The 16,925-nt window shown below is 69.1% G+C and carries 14 protein-coding genes; 4 read left to right on the top strand and 10 right to left on the bottom strand.

What is annotated here, in order from left to right:
• Positions 1–81: 81 nt before the first annotated feature.
• The 8 genes from addB to ACX40P_RS06515 all read right to left on the bottom strand — a co-directional run bounded on the left by addB (position 82) and on the right by ACX40P_RS06515 (position 10,606).
• Positions 82–3,015 (bottom strand): double-strand break repair protein AddB, encoded by a 2,934-nt coding sequence (addB, locus tag ACX40P_RS06550; RefSeq protein ID WP_459125520.1) that lies wholly within the window; start codon positions 3,013–3,015, stop codon positions 82–84.
• Positions 3,008–3,766 carry a nucleotidyltransferase family protein gene (locus ACX40P_RS06545; RefSeq protein WP_459125519.1) on the bottom strand — a complete coding sequence of 253 codons (759 nt, stop codon included), beginning with the start codon at positions 3,764–3,766 and terminating at the stop codon, positions 3,008–3,010. The genes addB and ACX40P_RS06545 overlap by 8 nt, the downstream gene beginning before the upstream one ends.
• Positions 3,763–4,728, bottom strand: coding sequence for an aminoglycoside phosphotransferase family protein (locus tag ACX40P_RS06540; RefSeq protein WP_459126022.1), 966 nt, complete (start codon positions 4,726–4,728; stop codon positions 3,763–3,765). The genes ACX40P_RS06545 and ACX40P_RS06540 overlap by 4 nt, the downstream gene beginning before the upstream one ends.
• On the bottom strand, positions 4,725–5,168 hold the full coding sequence (gene tsaE / locus ACX40P_RS06535) for a tRNA (adenosine(37)-N6)-threonylcarbamoyltransferase complex ATPase subunit type 1 TsaE (protein ID WP_459125518.1): 444 nt from the start codon (positions 5,166–5,168) through the stop codon (positions 4,725–4,727). The genes ACX40P_RS06540 and tsaE overlap by 4 nt, the downstream gene beginning before the upstream one ends.
• Positions 5,165–7,510, bottom strand: coding sequence for a sensor histidine kinase (locus tag ACX40P_RS06530; protein ID WP_459125517.1), 2,346 nt, complete (start codon positions 7,508–7,510; stop codon positions 5,165–5,167). The genes tsaE and ACX40P_RS06530 overlap by 4 nt, the downstream gene beginning before the upstream one ends.
• Before the next feature lie 148 nt (positions 7,511–7,658).
• Positions 7,659–9,080 carry an adenosylhomocysteinase gene (gene ahcY, locus ACX40P_RS06525; protein WP_459125516.1) on the bottom strand — a complete coding sequence of 474 codons (1,422 nt, stop codon included), beginning with the start codon at positions 9,078–9,080 and terminating at the stop codon, positions 7,659–7,661.
• 80 nt (positions 9,081–9,160) lie between these two features.
• Positions 9,161–10,000: a sterol desaturase family protein gene (locus ACX40P_RS06520; protein ID WP_459125515.1), complete on the bottom strand. Its 840-nt coding sequence runs from the start codon at positions 9,998–10,000 to the stop codon at positions 9,161–9,163.
• A gap of 45 nt (positions 10,001–10,045) precedes the next feature.
• The gene (locus tag ACX40P_RS06515; protein ID WP_459125514.1) at positions 10,046–10,606 is read right to left on the bottom strand and encodes a YqgE/AlgH family protein; all 561 of its coding nucleotides are present in this window, start codon (positions 10,604–10,606) and stop codon (positions 10,046–10,048) included.
• 120 nt (positions 10,607–10,726) lie between these two features.
• On the opposite strand from ACX40P_RS06515, the gene ACX40P_RS06510 reads away from it, so the two are divergent.
• The 4 genes from ACX40P_RS06510 to ACX40P_RS06495 all read left to right on the top strand — a co-directional run bounded on the left by ACX40P_RS06510 (position 10,727) and on the right by ACX40P_RS06495 (position 14,245).
• Entirely contained in the window at positions 10,727–11,209 is a 483-nt protein-coding gene (locus tag ACX40P_RS06510) for a redoxin family protein (RefSeq protein ID WP_459125513.1), read from the top strand.
• Between the two features lie 79 nt (positions 11,210–11,288).
• A complete protein-coding gene (locus tag ACX40P_RS06505) occupies positions 11,289–11,603 on the top strand; it encodes a hypothetical protein (RefSeq protein ID WP_459125512.1) in 315 nt (104 codons plus the stop codon).
• Positions 11,604–12,092: 489 nt separating this feature from the next.
• Positions 12,093–13,547: an AMP nucleosidase gene (locus tag ACX40P_RS06500; RefSeq protein ID WP_459125511.1), complete on the top strand. Its 1,455-nt coding sequence runs from the start codon at positions 12,093–12,095 to the stop codon at positions 13,545–13,547.
• A gap of 179 nt (positions 13,548–13,726) precedes the next feature.
• Positions 13,727–14,245: a hypothetical protein gene (locus ACX40P_RS06495; RefSeq protein ID WP_459125510.1), complete on the top strand. Its 519-nt coding sequence runs from the start codon at positions 13,727–13,729 to the stop codon at positions 14,243–14,245.
• A 91-nt stretch (positions 14,246–14,336) separates the two neighbouring features.
• On the opposite strand, the gene ACX40P_RS06490 is transcribed toward ACX40P_RS06495, so the two are convergent.
• Positions 14,337–15,092, bottom strand: coding sequence for an SIMPL domain-containing protein (locus ACX40P_RS06490; protein ID WP_459125509.1), 756 nt, complete (start codon positions 15,090–15,092; stop codon positions 14,337–14,339).
• Complete coding sequence (locus ACX40P_RS06485) at positions 15,086–16,921, bottom strand: M2 family metallopeptidase (RefSeq protein ID WP_459125508.1); 1,836 nt, start codon at positions 16,919–16,921, stop codon at positions 15,086–15,088. Before ACX40P_RS06485 ends, ACX40P_RS06490 begins: the two co-directional genes overlap by 7 nt.
• Between the last annotated feature and the right edge of the window lie 4 nt (positions 16,922–16,925).

Below are 16,925 nucleotides of genomic sequence, written 5' to 3'. Positions count from 1 at the left end.
CTTCTTCGTGCCTCCGGCGACAACGCAGGAAGAAAGAAGGACAGTGCTTCGACAGGCTCAGCACGAACGGAGTGAGAGTTCCTACTCACGCCCATACCATTCATCGCGCCGCATCAGCTGGTCGTACTCCGAATAGGGCGCGTACTCCGGCACCAGCTTCGCCGTGAACGGCGCGTCGCCGGTCAGCCAGCGGCCAGCGGCGTCGGCGAAGTTCGCGGCGGCGATGGTGGTGAAGTCGGCGGTCGGGATGCGATCGCGCTTGCCGGCCGGATCGACCGGGGTGGCGACGTAGCCGAAGCCGTCCTTCCCCTTGCCCAGCGACCAGTATTCGAACGCCGAGGCGGTGCCGGCGATCCCTTCGAACCCGCCGCGTTCCGCGATCAAGCCGAGCAGGCCGAGCTGCTGGCTGTAGCCCGCCCGCACTGCCGCGGCGCTCGGCGGCTTGCCGGTCTTGTAGTCGACGATGCCGAGGCTGCCGTCCGCCAGCCGGTCGACGCGGTCGAAGGTGCCGTTCAGCGTGACGCCCGCGACGACGATCTCGCCGCGCCGCTCGACCTTTTCGACCTCGCGGCCGTCTGCGCGCATCGTGACGATCTCGGCCGCGATCCAGTCGATCGCCTCGATCAGCCGCGGCTGCCACAGCGCGCGCATCATCGGGTGGGCGTCGGCCAGCCACGCGACCGTGCGTGCGCGCAGCCGGGTCGGGTCCAGCCCGTCCTCGTCCCACGCCGCCTTCAGGATCGCATGAACGGCTGTCCCGCGCCACGCCGCGCTGGGATCGGCATCGACCGCGTCGAGCGCGCGCAGGCGCAGCATCTTCTTCGCATAGAAGGCGTAAGGGTCGGCCTTCAGCCGGTCGACCTCGGTGACGGCGATGGCGCGCGGGCGAATCGCGGCGGGCGGCGCGGGCGCGGGACGGTCCGCCGGACGCGGCACGCCGCCGGCGTCGAGCGAGCGCGCCCAGTGCACCAGCCGGTCGTCGCGCGCCCAGCCCTCCCCGGCCAGCGCCTGCAACCGCAGCCAGAAGCGCGAGGCGATGGTGGGCGAGCGCGCGTCGCGGCGCGCGCGGGTCAACAACACCTGCGGCGCGCCCAGCCCGCTCGCCAGATCGTGCGCGGCGAGACCAATGCGGAATTCGAGGCCGGGCAGGCCCAGCTCGGCGCGGATGCGCGGCGCCAGCCACGGGTCGGGCGCGGGGATGCCGGGCCAGACGCCCTCGTTCAGCCCGGCGAGGATCATCACATCGGCGGTCTGCAACCGCGCCTCCAGCGCGCCGTAGATGGCGAGGCGCGGATGCCCACCCTGTGCCGGGCGCACCGCGACCTCGTCCATCAGCGTGCGCAGCAGCGCCGGCAGCGAACCGGCGGCGACGGTCGGCGGTCCGAGCGGGGCACGATGCTCCAGCTCGGCGATCAGCTCGGCGGCGGTGCGGCCCTCCGCCCGCGCCCACACCGCATCCCCGCACAGCCGCGTCGCGCCATCGCGCAGACAGGCGAGCATGTCGGCCAGCGGTCGCTCGGTCCCGGCGAACCGCTCGACGATGGGTGACAGCAGTTCGGCGACCTCGGGCCAGAACTCGGCCGCCGCACTCCCGGCTTCCGCGAAATGCGTGGCCAACCCGGAGAGCCCCGCTGGCGGACGCGGCCCGCGCAGCGCCATGTCGAGCGCGCGCACGCCCGCCAGCCACGCCGCCCGCCCCTCGCCGGCGCGGACCAGCGGATGCTTGAGCAACGTCAGCAGCGGCAACGGCGCGACATCGCCCGACAGAACCTCCGCCAGCGTGAGCAGCAGCGCGCCCGGCGGCGTCTGCGTCAGCGGCTGGCCGGCGGAATCATCGACGCGGATCTCCCAACGCGCAAGATGCGCGACGACGCGGCGGGCGAGCGTGCGGTCGGGCGTGACCAGCGCGGCGGTTCGCTCGGGCGTCTCGAGCACCTCGCGCAGCGCGAGCGCGATCGCCTGCGCTTCCTCCGCCGGGGTCGCGACCTCGATCGCGGTGACGCCGGCGAGGTTGCGGTCGCCCTTCGCCAGCGTCGACCAGCCGTGGGTGAAGTCGGCGGGCGCCAGCGCCGTCGCGATCGCGCGGCTGCGCGCCGGGGGGGCATCGACCTCCGACGCGGCGCGCCATGTGCGGAACTCGGCGCGCGCCACGCCCATCCGGTCGAGCAGGCGCTTCAGATGATATTGCGGGTGCGTCGTCTCGCTGCGCGGGCGGCGGCCGGTGACGGGATCGGGCGCCTGCGGCCCGAGCGCGGTCCATTCGTCGTCCGCCATCGCCAGATCGAGCGCGGGCAGCACGACCATCCCGCGCTGCAGCCCCGCGATCACGCGCAGCAGCCGCGCGACCGAGGGCGAGGAGGAAGTGACGCCCGCCGCGCACACGAACCCCGGCGGCGGGGAATGGCGCCACGACTGCCCGACGCGGTCGAGCAGCAGCCGTCGACGATCGGCGAGCGCGATCCGCCCGCGTTCGGCGAGCACAGCCGGCCAGCGATCGAGCACCAGCGCGAAGCTGGACAGCGCTCGCTCCCAATGCTGCGACAGCCCCTCGGCCAGCGACACGTCGCGCAGCCGCTCGGGCGCGATCTCCTCGACCAGCAGTTGGTCGAGCGTGCGGGCGAGATCGCCGGCCAAACGCACCGCCTCGCCAGCATCCAGCGTGGGATCGCCCTCCTGCACCAGCCGCGCGAGCAGCATGCGACGCTCCAGCGGCTCGATCGCGGGCGGGATCGGCGTCGCGTCGTCGGCGGGGTCGAAGACGGGGCCGACGCCCTCGTCCAGCTCGGCATCGCCCACCGCGACGATGCGCGGCAGCAACAGCGCGCCGCCGCTGGCGCGCACGAAGGCATCGGCGATCGCACGGCGGGTTCGGTTGGTCGGCACGATGACGATACCGCGCGCCAGCTCCATGCCCGAATCGCCACCGTACCGGCGCATCAGCCCGGCGACGAGCGCGTCGGCGAAGGCGCGATGCGCGGGGATGGAATAGAGACGCAGGCGCGCTGCGTCAGCCATCGGCTAAAATCGCCTCCGCCGCCGGGATCGCCGCCGGCGTGCCGACATCGAACCACAGGCCCTGATGCACGACGCCCCACGCCCGCCCGGCTTCGATCGCCCGGTTCCAGAACAGGTTGGTCGAGAACGGCCCCTCGGGCGCATCGGCGATGATGCGCGGGTGCAGCATCTGCACGCCGGTATAGACGAACGGCGCCAGCCGCCCCGCCGCACGCCGTGCGGTGATGCGACCATGCGCGTCGAGGTGGAAATCTCCCCGCCCGCCGTGGCAGTGCGCGCGCGCCAGCGGCACCAGCAGCAGCAGCACGTCCATCGCATCGTCGTCCCACCGCGCGGCCAGCGCACGGATCGCGTCGGTCGGCCCGTCGACCCACAGATTATCCGAATTGACGCACAGGATCGGTGCATCGCCCAGATGCGGCCGTGCCTTCACAAGGCCGCCGCCCGTCTCCAGCAGCTGCCCGCGCTCGTCCGATACCGTGACGTCGACGCCCTTGGCCCGCGCGCGCAGATGCGCCTCCAGCGCGTCGGCCATGTAATGGACGTTGACCACCGCCCGCCCGATACCCGCGGTGCGCAGCCGGTCGAAGACATGATCGATCAGCGGCTTCCCCGCCACCTCGACCAGCGGCTTGGGCCGCGTCGCGGTCAGCGGGCGCATGCGCTTCCCCAGACCCGCCGCCATCACCATCGCGGTGTCGGGCACGCGGCCGCCGGGATCGGGGCGCAGGCTGAGCGTCTTCGCGGTCATGCCCCCGCGATCTCCAGCGGGTCGCCGCGCAATTCGGGCGGCAGGTTCGCGTCGAACCACGCCTTCACGGGGGCCAGCGCGGCTTGCTCCAGATCGCGGTTCAGATAGGTCCAGACGCGCGGGCACAGTGCGGGATAGCGCGGCTTGCCGTCGCGCCGCCACAGGCGGGTGAAGATGCCGACGATCTTCGCATTCCGCTGCGCGCCGAGCACATGGTAGGCGGTGACGAACTCCTCCCCCGCCCCGGTGATGCGGCAATAGCGATCGAGCAGCGCCGCCTCAAGATCCGGATGCACGTCGCGCCGCGCATCCTGCAACAGCGACACAAGGTCGTAGGCCGGATGCCCGGCCAGCGCGTCCTGGAAATCGAGCAGCCCCATGCCGCGTTCGATCAGCATCAAATTCTCGGCATGATAATCGCGCAGCACCGTCACCGGCGACGCGGCGACGGCCAGCGGCAGCACCGCGTCCCACGCCGCGACATAGCCGGCGACATCCACGTCCGCGCCGATCGCCGGGCAGTACCAGTCGGTCAGCAGCGCCGCCTCGACCTGCATGTGCGCGACGTCATAGGGCGGCACGTCGGCGGCGGGATGATCGCGCAGCGCGACGAGGACGTCGGTCGCCGCCTCGTACAGGCGCAATTCGCTCTCGGGCGCGGCATCGACCGTCTCGCGCAGGCGGGCGTCGCCGAAATCCTCGAGCAGGACGAGGCCGTGGTCGAGGTCGCTCGCCAGGATCGCCGGCGCCCCGAAGCCGCGTTCGCCCAGCCACTCGGCGATCCGGATGAAAGGTCTTGGATCCTCGTGCGGGGGTGGCGCGTCCATCAGGATCGCACTGCGATCATGCCCCACCGCACGGAAATAGCGGCGGAAGGAGGCGTCGCCCGCCAGCGGGACGATCTCCGCATCCTCCCACCCGGCACGGGCGAGGAATGCGGGTGCCTCTGGCGGCGGATTCATGTCGGGAGCCATCGGTCCTCCCATGCCGCCGGCACTCGCGCTGTCAAGGCGCGGCCACCGTCCGCGTCGAGCTCCAGCGTCAGCCAGAGCGCGTCGGCCCAGTAATCCGCGTTCAGCCGTTCCGGCCATTCGACGAGCAGCACCGACGTCTCGCGCGCCTCGTCCAGGCCGAGTTCCTCGGCTTCGGCCGGATCGTCGATGCGGTAGAGATCGACGTGCAGCACGCTCATCGACACTTCGGGCGGGTCATAGGGCTGGATGATCGCGAAGCTCGGGCTTGGTGCCTCGCCGGCCAGACCAAGTGCCGCCAGGAAACCGCGCGCGATGCTGGTCTTGCCTGCGCCCAGCGGCCCCGACAGCGCGATGACATCGCCCGCCCGTGCCCGCGCGGCGAGCGCGGCGCCGAAGCGCTCCGACGCGGCCGGATCGGCGAGCCTCACGCGCGCGGCAGATCGATCGTGACGAGCGTGCCCGCGCCGGGTTCGCTGACCAGCGCGATGGTGCCGCCGTGCGCCTCGACGAAGCGCTTCGCGAGCGGCAGGCCGAGGCTCAGCGCGCGGCGCCCCTCGCGGGCGATGGTGCCCTGACCGAAGCTGTCGAACGCGCGCGCCGCCACTTCTGGCGTCATGCCGGGACCGTTGTCCGACACGACGATCCGCGCGCCGCGATCGTCGCCGTCTATATGCAAGAGCACGCGGCCGCCCTCCTTCGTCGCGTCGATCGCGTGGCTCAGCAGATGCTCGATCGCCGAACGCAGGCGATCAGGATCGCCTACGACCGTGCCCGCGTCGCCCGCGATCTCCACCGCCAGCTCGACTTGGCGCTCGCGGGCCGGCGCGACGACCGATTCCGCCGCGGCGCGGCCCAGCAGTTCGAGGTCGATCGACACGCGCTGCCGCACGCTTTCCTCCTGCGTCAGATCGAGCACATCGTCGACCAGCACCGACAATCGTTCCACCGACTGCAGGATCGCCTCGGCATAGGCGGCGCCGCTGTCGCTAAGCGCGCCGGCATAGCCGCCGTGCAGCATCTCGGCGAACCCCTTGATCGAGGTCAGCGGCGTGCGCAGCTCGTAGCTCATGTTCGCGACGAACGCGGTCTTCACGCGATCGGCGGCCTCCAGCGCGACGTTGCGATCGGTCAGCGCGCGTTCCATCCGGCGGCTGGCGGTGATGTCGATCATCGTGAAGAGCGCGTTGCCATCGGGCAGCGGCACCGCGGCGAATTCGAACTGGCGCCCGTCGGCGAAGACGAAGCGACCGCCGCGCTGCAACCGGTCGACAGTCGCCGAGCGGACCAGATCGCCGATCGCGCTGGCCCGCGCCGGATTCTCGAGCTTCAGCGCCGCCGCCCGTGCCAGCGCATCGACGCGCGGATGCGTGTCGAGCAGCGCTTCGTCGAAGCCCCAGAGCGAGCGGAACTTCTGGTTCCAGATTTGCAGCCGGCCGTTCGCGCCGAACACACCCAGCGCTTCGTAGAGATTGTCGAACGTCGCGGTGCGGACGCGCAACAGCGTGTCGCGCGCGCTGGCGAGTTGTACCTGCTCGGTGCGATCCTCGAAGATCAGCAGCAGGCCGCCGTCGGGCAACGGCTGTGCCACGACGCGCAGGTGGACGCCGCCCGACAGATGCCAGTCCTCCTCGACCTCGCCCGCCGCGGTGTGGAACCAGCCCCGCCGCTCCGCCTTCCACGTCGGGAAGTCACGGACTTCGGGCAGGCGTTTCGCCTCGCGCATCCGGTCGAGCACGCGGTCGAACTCGGGCCGATCGCGCAGCCATTCCTCGCGCATCGCGAACAGGCGGCGGAACGGCTGGTTGCAGAAGACCAGGCTGCGATCGGGACCGAATTGGGCGACGCTGGCCGACAGGCGGTCCAGCATCGCGCGCTGCGCCTCGCCGAACCGCTTCATGCCGCCGCGCGCCTGTTCCAGCTCCTCGACGTCGATCGCATAGCCCGCGACCCCGCCGGTCGGCAGCGGCACGTCGTGGATGCGTAGCATCCGCCGCGCGCCACCGATCGTCGCCGGCACGTCCATCGTCTGCGGCATCGTCGTGTCACGTGCTGCGGCGGCGTTGGCGATCGGCCCGCCCGGCCCGGTCGTCTCGACCAGTTCCAGCGCGCGGTCGATCGCGTCGTTCGCATCGCGCGCCTCGACCGCATCGACATAGGCGGTGTTGACCATCGCCAGCGCCAGATCGGCACCGCGATACCACATCGGCATCGGCGCCGATTCGATCAGGCCCGACAGCGCGTCGAACGCGGCGGTCATCATCGCGCCATCGTGCGCCAGCCGCGCGATCTCGCCCTCGCTCGCGGTCGCGTCGGAGAACCACAGCACGACGCCGCCCGGCGCCATCGCCGCGGCGGGCGCGCGCGCGCCGGCGATCATCAGCTTGCGCGCCGATCCCCGCGCCTGCACCGCCATGCGGAACGGCCGCCCCGCCTTCTGCGCGGCGGCGACATCGGCGGAGAGCGCGGCGGCATCCTCGGCATCGAGGCCGTAGTGTGCGCCACCGAGGTCGGTGAGGTAACGGGGCGCGGCGGGCAGGCCCAGCCAGTCGACCACCTGCAGCGACAGGTCGATGCGCCCGTCCGACCGCACGACCGCGGGCTGCGCCGGCGATCGCTCCAGCAACGCGGCGTCGCGCGCGGCGATATCCTGCGACCGGCGGGCGAGCGACCGCGCGGCCAGGCCCTGCCACAACGCCCAGCCGGACAGGATGACCAGCAGGGCGAGGACGGCGCCGGCGATCACCGCGGCAGTGGTCGAAACGGCGATCATTGCCGCTCCGTCGCCCCGCCCCGATCGTGGGCGCCGGCGTGCCGGAGTCTGCCGTGCCGCGAACAACTCATGGGTTGCTCATGCGGCACGGTGAACCCCGGGACAAGGCCTATCGCGCGTGCGTCGACAGGCCTTGCGACGGACAGACTTAGTAGCGGTAGTGATCCGGCTTGAACGGGCCTTCGGTCGGGACGCCGATGTAGCCCGCCTGTTTCGGCGTCAGCTTGCTGAGCTTCACGCCCAGCTTGTCGAGGTGCAGCGCCGCGACCTTCTCGTCGAGGTGCTTGGGCAGGACGTAGACCTTGTTCTCGTACTTCTCACCCTTGGTGAACAGCTCGATCTGCGCCAGCGTCTGGTTGGTGAAGCTGGCCGACATGACGAACGACGGATGGCCCGTCGCGCAGCCCAGGTTCACCAGGCGGCCCTTGGCCAGCACGATGATCTGCTTGCCGTCCGGGAACTTCACCAGGTCGGTGCCCGGCTTCACTTCGGTCCAGTCGTAGTTCGACAGCGCGGCGATCTGGATCTCGCTGTCGAAGTGGCCGATGTTGCAGACGATCGACATCGGCTTCATCGCCTTCATGTGATCGGCGGTGATGACGTCGGCGTTGCCGGTCGCGGTGCAGAAGATGTCGGCGCGTTCGACGGCCTCTTCCATCGTCACGACCTCGAAGCCTTCCATCGCCGCCTGCAGTGCGCAGATCGGGTCGACCTCGGTCACCATCACGCGGGCGCCGCCGTTGCGCAGCGACTGGGCTGAACCCTTGCCGACGTCGCCGAAACCGGCGACGCAGGCGACCTTGCCGGCCAGCATCACGTCGGTGGCGCGGCGGATCGCGTCGACCAGCGATTCCTTGCAGCCGTACAGGTTGTCGAACTTCGACTTGGTGACGCTGTCGTTGACGTTGATCGCCGGGAACGGCAGCTCGCCCTTCTTCGCGATCTCGTACAGGCGATGCACGCCCGTGGTCGTCTCTTCCGAAACGCCCTTCAGGTTCTTGACCGTCTGCGTCAGGTAACCCGGATACTTCGCGACGAACGCCTTCAGCGCGCGCTGGAACTCGACTTCCTCGTCATTCTCCGGCTCGCCCAGCGTCGCGCCGGCTTCCAGCTTCGCGCCCCACAGCGCGAACATCGTCGCGTCGCCGCCGTCGTCGAGGATGATGTTCGCGGTGGTGCCGTCCGTGTCGGCACCCCAGTTGAAAATGTCGCCGACATAGTCCCAATAATCGGCCAGGCTCTCGCCCTTGATCGCGAACACTGGCACGCCGGTCGCGGCGATGGCGGCGGCGGCATGGTCCTGCGTCGAATAGATGTTGCACGTCGCCCAGCGGACGTCGGCGCCGAGCGCGGTCAGCGTCTCGATCAGCACCGCGGTCTGGATCGTCATGTGCAGCGAACCGGTGATGCGCGCACCCTTCAGCGGCTGCGACGCGCCGAATTCCTCGCGCAGCGCCATCAGGCCCGGCATCTCGGTCTCGGCGATCTCGATCTCGCGACGGCCGAATTCGGCAAGGCTGATGTCGGCGACGACATAATCGTTCGCGCGCGAAACGGGGGCGGTGGCCACGGTCGGTATCTCCGGTCTGTCAGTATAGGATGGCGGCCCCTTAGCCGGGAAGCCGCCGACGATCAAATATAAAGATATCTTTATATGTGGTTTGGAACAGCGTCGCGCGCTGGCTCCGCCACGCCGTCGGCGCGCGCCGCGTCGAAATCGGACGGCAGCATGATCCAGTCGCGCAGCGTCCGCGGCTGATCCACCTCGGCGATGCCGGTATCGGGCCACTCGTCGGCCGCCGGCATCCACGCCGTGCCGAAGATGCGATCCCAGATCGTCGTCGTCGCGCCGAAATTATGATCGAAGTGCTTCTGCTGGGTCGAATGGTGGATCCGGTGGAAACGGTTGTCGACGAACAGCCACCGCAGCGGCCCCAGGTGCATCGTCGACGGCGAATGGATGAACGCAGCCTGCAGGTGCAGGATGGCGAGCATCGCCGGCACCGCGGGGGCTGCGTCCGACACGATCAGGCTGGCGGGAATGGCGATCATCAGGATCTGGAAGAACGGCTCGGTCGGGTGATGGAAGGCGTTGACCGCCGACATCTCCCGGATCGAATGATGCACCGCGTGGTAACGCCACAACCAGCGATGCTGCGCGCGGTGGCACCAGTAGAAGAAGAAGTCGTAGAGGAATGCGCCCAGCACCGGGGCGATGACGAAAGCGACCGGCCCTGCCCAGGGCGAGCCGAGCGGCAGGACGATCAGCGGCTCGATCCCCATTGCCGCGCGCACGGTATTGAAGAGGCTGTAGGCCACTGCACTAATGACGAGCCAGATCGACCAGAACACCACGCCGATCGCGCGACCGCGCACGCTGTAGCGGCTGCGCGGGAGCAGCAGCTCAAGCGCGGTCATGAAGGCAAAGCTGAACGCCCACACCTGTATCGTCGGCAGGGCGAGGTCGATCAGGCGGGCGGGCAGGTCCATGCGCTCCCTGCTAACCGCCGCCGCTTTACGGATCGTAAAGCGCGATCAGGCGGTGCCGGATTCGCTCGACAGCATGCGCGGATCGATGCCGACGCCGGCGACCGCGACGTCCCAGCGCCGCTCTGCCAGCGTGTCGAAGATGAGGTCCGCGCCCGCATCGGCGACCAGCCAGCCGTGGCGCGTCATCTCCGCCTCCAGCTGCCCCGCCCCCCAGCCGGCATAGCCGAGCGCCGGCAGCCAGCGCGACGGGCCGGTGCCCGCCCCGATCGCCTTCAATACGTCGAGCGTCCCAGAGAGCGCCCAGCGGCCCGCCACATCTACCGTGTCGCCGCCGGCCCAGTCCAGCGTGTGCAGCACGAAGCCGCGGCGAAGCTCGACCGGCCCGCCGACGTGCATCGCCATGTCCGTCGCATCGCCCGGATCGACGTCGAGCTGGCGCAGGACGTCGTGGAAGCCGATGCCGGCATAGGTCGCGCCGATCCCGATGCCCAGCGCACCCTCCGCATCATGGCTGCACATCGCGATCACCGACCGCTCGAACCGCGGATCGCCGATGCCGGGCATCGCGACGAGAAACTGGCCGGTCAGGTACATCGCATCGTCCATACCGCGCTCAACCGACCGCGGCGACCGGCGTTGCGCGATCGCGCTTGAAAAATCGCCGCGCACGGCCAGATGTGCGCCGAACGGCTGGCGCCTCCTGCGTCGGCGACAGGAGCGCATCATATGACGATCAAGGTTGGCGACCGTATTCCCAGCGTCGGCTTCGCGAAGGCGACCGCTGACGGCCCCGAGGGCGTCAGCACCGACGACTTCTTCGCCGGCCGTCGCGTCGCGCTGTTCGCGGTACCGGGCGCCTTCACCCCGACCTGTTCCGCGCGTCACCTGCCCGGCTTCGCCGACAAGGCGGAGGATCTGAAGGCCAAGGGCGTCGACGCGATCGCCTGCGTCTCGGTCAACGATGCCTTCGTGATGAACGCTTGGAAGGATTCGAGCGGATCGGGCGACGCGGTGACGATGCTGGCCGACGGCAACGCTGACTTCGCGCGCGCGACCGGCCTCGAGATGGACAGCAGCAAGTTCGGCATGGGCACGCGCAGCCAGCGCTATTCGATGATCGTCAACGACGGCGTCGTCGAACAGTTGAACGTCGAGGCGCCGGGCGAATTCAAGGTCAGCTCGGCCGAATATCTGCTCGAACGGCTGTAACGCCGCCCATGGTGCCGGGTGCGGGAACTTCGTTACGCACCCGGTGGTTGGGACGGCACAGTTTTCGAAAGGGATCGTCATGACCGACACCACGCTGACCAACGACACCACGACCACCGCCACCACCGAAACGCTCGACAAGGTCACGGGCACCACCGCCGACGAGCGGGCTGAGCTGATCGCCAAGGGTAAGGACAGCGTCAGCGACGCGCTGTCCACCGCGGTCGATGTGGTGAAGGCCAATCCGAAAACCGCCGCCGCCATCGCGGTCGGTGCCGTCGCAGCGGTAGCCGGTGCGGCCTATGGCGCGACCCTGCTGTCGAAGGACACGCCGGCGAAGCGTACGCCTGCCCGTCGCACGACGACGGCACGCAAGACGCCCGCCAAGAAGTAACGCTTCGACATTCGAATGATCGGCGGCGTCGGGGCAACCCGGCGCCGTCTTTCGTTCAGGACTGGCTTGTATGGCGAGGGCAGCATTTCGGCCCTTCGACGTCACCCTGGACTTGTCCCGGGGTCCACCAAGCCGCTTGTGCTGCGGCACGCAGATCGAATGTGTCGATCGCGGCGCAGTGGCCCCCGGAACCAGTCCGGGGTGACGCGTGGCAACGACCTGCGTTTCCTGGCCCGCTCTGTCCTACGAAGCTCGCGATCGCTATCCCGGAACCGCTCCAGCGAAGCGCGACGCATCGGTTGAGCATCACACCATCAAAGCTCAACCGACATGTTGCGCTTCAGGCCCGTTTCACGAGAGGAATCATACGTGTTTTCGTCTCAACATTCACGCTCAACATGTCGCTTGAATGACACTCGCCCTGGCCCCTCTTCGGGCCTGCATCCCGACCGACTTGCCAGTGTCATCGTCCGGCCCTAACCCTCTTCGATGACCGAAGCATCCGACATCGTCGCCGAACTCGACCGCCTCTACACCGCCTCCGTCGGCCGGTTGAAGGCGGCGCTGACCCGCTACCTCACCGACGGCACCCCGCCCGCGCAGGAAAGCCGGTTCGACGGTTCGTTCGCCTATCCCGAGATCCGCCTGACCTATCGCGCCGGCGATGCTCAGCCCGCACCGCTGCGCTCGTTCGGGCGGCTGGTGACGCCGGGCGAATATGCGATCAGCGTAACGAAGCCCGCGATGGTCGCCGACTATCTGATCGAACAGCTGACGCTGCTGATGGAGGATTACGACGTCGCCGTCAGTGCGGCGGAGGGGCGGCAGGAAATTCCTTTCCCCTATGTGCTCGATCCCGGCCACGCGCTGGCGCTCGACGAAGTATCCGCGCTCGACCTCGCCCGCCATTTTCCGGCGACGGAGCTGGCGCATATCGGTGACGAGATCGCCGACGGTATCTGGGAATCGGTCGACGGCATCCGCCCGCTGGCGCTGTTCGACGGGCTGCGCACCGACTTTAGCCTCGCGCGGCTGCGGCACTATACCGGCACGCCGCCCGAGCATGTGCAGCGCTATATCCTCTTCACCAACTATCACCGTTACGTCGACGAATTCGTCCGCTGGGGCGCGTCGCAGCTCGGGCCGGACGCGGCGGGGCATCCGTCGCGCTACACCGGCCTGTCGGGCGCGGGCGGCACCGTCATCACCAGCCCGGACGACGTCGACCTGATCGCTGGCGACAGCACCGCGTACCGCCGCCACCAGATGCCCGCCTATCACCTGATGGCGCCGGACGGCACCGGCATCACGCTCGTCAACATCGGCGTCGGCCCGTCGAACGCAAAGACGATCTGCGATCACTTGGCCGTGCTGCGGCCCGAGGCGTGGCTGATGATCGGCCATTGCGGCGGCCTGCGCCCGTCGCAGCGGATCGGCGACTATGTGCTCGCCCACGCCTATCTGCGCGACGACCATGTGCTCGACGACGTGCTGCCGCCCGAGATCCCGGTGCCGGCGATCGCTGAAGTGCAGGTCGCGATGGCGCGCGCCGCGGCGACCGTGTCGGGTCAGTCGGGCGAGGAACTGAAGCGACGCCTGCGCACCGGTACGATCGTCACCACCGACGACCGCAACTGGGAACTGCGCTATTCGCAATCGGCGCTGCGCTTCTCGCTCAGCCGCGCGGTCGGCATCGACATGGAATCGGCGACGATCGCCGCGCAGGGCTATCGCTTCCGCGTGCCCTACGGGACGTTGCTGTGCGTGTCGGACAAGCCGCTCCACGGCGAACTCAAGCTACCGGGGCAAGCCAACCGATTCTACGAACGCGCGATCAACGAACACATGCGCATCGGCATCGAAACCTGCGAGGAACTGCGCCGTGAGGGACCGAAGCTGCACAGCCGCAAGCTGCGCGCGTTCAGCGAACCGCCGTTCAGGTGAGATGCGGGCGGCCGTCCATTTGCGCAAGCAAATGGCGGACTCGCCACGTCGGGCAGCGGGGCGGCGCAGCCGTCCCGTCTGACGGCGTGGCGTTTGAGAGCAGAATCCTTGCCAAGGGAACCTCTACGCACGCAAATGATTTGGGAGCGTAACGACTCCTCGCCAGCCGGAGCATGACCATGGCACAGCCGCCCAAGACCCCGACCTCCGCCCCGCCCCGCCGCAAGACCGGCACGACCACGCGCCGCACCACGCGCAAGGCGACGCCCAAGGTCGAGGACGCGACACCGGCTGCGGCGACCGAGGGCGCGGCAACCGAAGCTGCCACGCCGCCCGCCGCTAAACCCGCAACGCGCCGCGCCCCCGCCAAGCGCACCACGACCCGCACCGCCGCGCCGCGCAAGGCGCCGGCCAAACGCGCCGCCAAGCCTGCTACCTCCGAAAGCGTCACCGACACCGCGACCAAGGCCGCACGCAGCGTCCGCGCCAAGGCCAGCGCCGCCCGCCAGACCGCCGCTCGCGCCGTCGCCGACTCCGCCCCCGCCCGGCTGGTGTCAGACACGCGCGAACGCATCGGCGACCGCAACTTCTTCGCCGCGATCCTGGGCGGCGTCGCCGCCATCGGAGCGGCGATCGGCGGGATCATCTACGCCGGCCGCGGCAACACGCGAGGCGGGACGACGAAGCAGGACGGCTGAGCACACCGATCCGTTTGCCCTGAGCGAAGTCGAAGCGCATCGATCCCATGGCGCTTGGACTTCGCCCGGCATGAACGGCGCGTGAGAATTGTTACTTCGCCAACGCGTAGTCCACCCACACCGTATAGGTGCGTATCATTTCCCCACCCGCTACCGGGGCGGCCATCATCAGTGGGGGCGGCGGCGGCGGTGGAGCGGAAAGTCGGTTGCCGCTCACGACGATATCGTCATAACCCGTCTGCGTACCCCGCGCACCGATGCGCAGCACGCGGACGACACGCAAGCCGAACGCCCTGGCGTAATCCTCTGCCTCCTTCTGCGCATTGGCGACGGCGTCGCCACGGGCTTTTTCTAGCGCGGCATCGGGATCGCTGTTCGACAGGTTCGGACCGTTGACCGAATTGGCCCCTGCGCCGAACGCCGCGGCGATGACATCCGGTGCACTCGCCAGCTTCACCACTCGCACCGTCACGGTGTTGCGCGCGACATAGCCGGTGATCTGCGCCTGCCCCTCGTAATCATTGGGCGAATTGCGGGCGAAGCGCGGCTGCACGTTGATCTGCTGCGTGCGCACATAGCGCGCATCGACCCCGGCGCCGCGCACGGCGGCGATGACAGCGGTCATCGTCTTCGCATTGGCGTCGGTCGCCTCGCGCGCGGTCGTGCCGGTGCTGACCACGCCGACGCTGATCGTCGCGACGTCGGGCGCGTAATAGGCGCGGCCCGTGGCCTGCACCTGCAACAGCGTTTCGCCGCGTTCGATGCCGCTCGGCAGCATCGTCTGCGCCGCGACCGGGCTTGCCAACAGTGCCGCTCCCGCGGCGGCGAACGTTGCGATCCTTACCATCCCTGCGGCTTCCCCTTGTTCTGCGCATCCAGCCACGTCTTCAGCGGCGCGAAATAATCGACCATCGCCTTGCCCGACATCTCGCGGCTGCCGGTGAAGGCCTGCAAGGCATCGGGCCACGGCTTGGACTGGCCCATCTTCAGCATCGCGTCCAGCTTCGCGCCGACCGCCTTGTCGCCGTAGAAGCTGCACCGGTGCAGCGGCCCCTTCCACCCCGCCTGATCGCAGGCGGCCTTGTAGAACTGGAACTGGAGCAGGCGGGCGAGGAAGTAGCGGGTGTACGGCACGCCCGCCGGGATGTGGTATTTCGCCCCCGGATCGAACTTCGTCTCGTCGCGCGGCACCGGCGGGGCGACGCCCTGATATTGCAGGCGCAGCGCGTTCCAACCCGCCTCGTAGCCGGTCGGCTTGATCTGGCCAGAGAAGACGCCCCAGCGCCATTTGTCCATCAGCAGGCCGAACGGCAGGAACGCGACCTTGTCCATCGCCTGACGCAGCAACAGCCCGACATCCTTGTCTGCGCTCGGCACCTTCGCTTTGTCGAGCAGGCCGATCTGCACGAGATATTCGGGCGTGATCGACAGCGCGACGAAATCGCCGATCGCTTCGTGGAAGCCGTCGTTGGCGCCGTTCAGATACAGGTACGGCTGCGCCTTGTAGGCGCGCTGATAATAGTTGTGGCCGAGTTCGTGGTGGATGACGGTGAAATCGTCGCCGTTCACCTTGATGCACATCTTGATGCGCAGGTCGTCCTTGTTGTCGATGTCCCAGGCGGAGGCGTGGCAGACGACTTCGCGGTCGGCGGGCTTGGTGAACTGGCTGCGCTGCCAGAAGGTCGGCGGCAGCGCCGCGAAGCCGAGCGAGGAATAGAAGCCCTCCCCCGCCTTCACCATCTTCAGCGCGTCGAACTTCTTCTCGACCAGCAGGTCACCGACATCAAAGCCGACGTCGCCCGCCCCCTTCGGCGCGACGATGTCGTAGATGTTGCCCCATTCCTGCGCCCACATATTGCCGAGCAGGTCGGCGCGGATCGGACCGGTCTTCGCCTGCACCGCGTCGCCGTATTTCTCGTTCAGCTTCCAGCGGGTGTAGGTGTGAAGCGCGAGATAGAGCGGCTCGACCTCCTTCCACAATTTGTCGGTCAGCGCCGCGAACTGCTCGGGCGGCATGTCGTAGCCCGACCGCCACATGGCACCGGCATCGGCATAGCCAAGCTCGGCCGCGCCGCGGTTCGTCAGGCCCGCCATCGTCGCATAGTCGCCGCGCATCGGCGCGCCGACATTGTCGTGCCAGCTGACCCACATCTCCTTCAGCTTGGCGGGGTCGCGGGTCGTGCCCATCGCCGCCTCGATATCCGAACCGTTGATCGGCTTGCCGTCGAGCGTGCCCTTCCCCTTGCCGTAGATGGAGGTCATCCGCGTCGTCGCTTCGGCCAGCTGCGTCGCGGCGCCCGGCGTCGTCGGAGCGGGCAAGGTGATCGTGCCGCGCAGCAGGTCCAGCTTGCGCTTCGTGTCGGGCGACAGGCTGGGCGCCTTCTGGAACTTCGCCGCCTCCAGCGCGAAACGGACCTGATCGGTGTTGAGCGCTGCCGAAACCTTCGCGACCAGCGCGTCGGTATCGTCGGTGATGTAGGTCGCGTTGACCCACTGGATACGCGCGGAATCGACGCTGCGCACGGCCATGTAGGTTTCGACCTCCGCGACGAAGCGGTCGGCCTCCGCCGCGGCCGGCTTCGCACCCGCCGTGATGGTCGGCGCGCTCTGCGCGGATGCGGCGGCGGCGTGGAGCGCGCACGCCAGGACGGCGAGCGAAGCGGCGGTACGAAGCATCGGA

This window comes from Sphingomonas sp. RS2018 (assembly GCF_054489605.1).
Note: the sequence above shows the minus strand (reverse complement) of the source record. Positions and strands in the feature narration are given on the sequence as shown.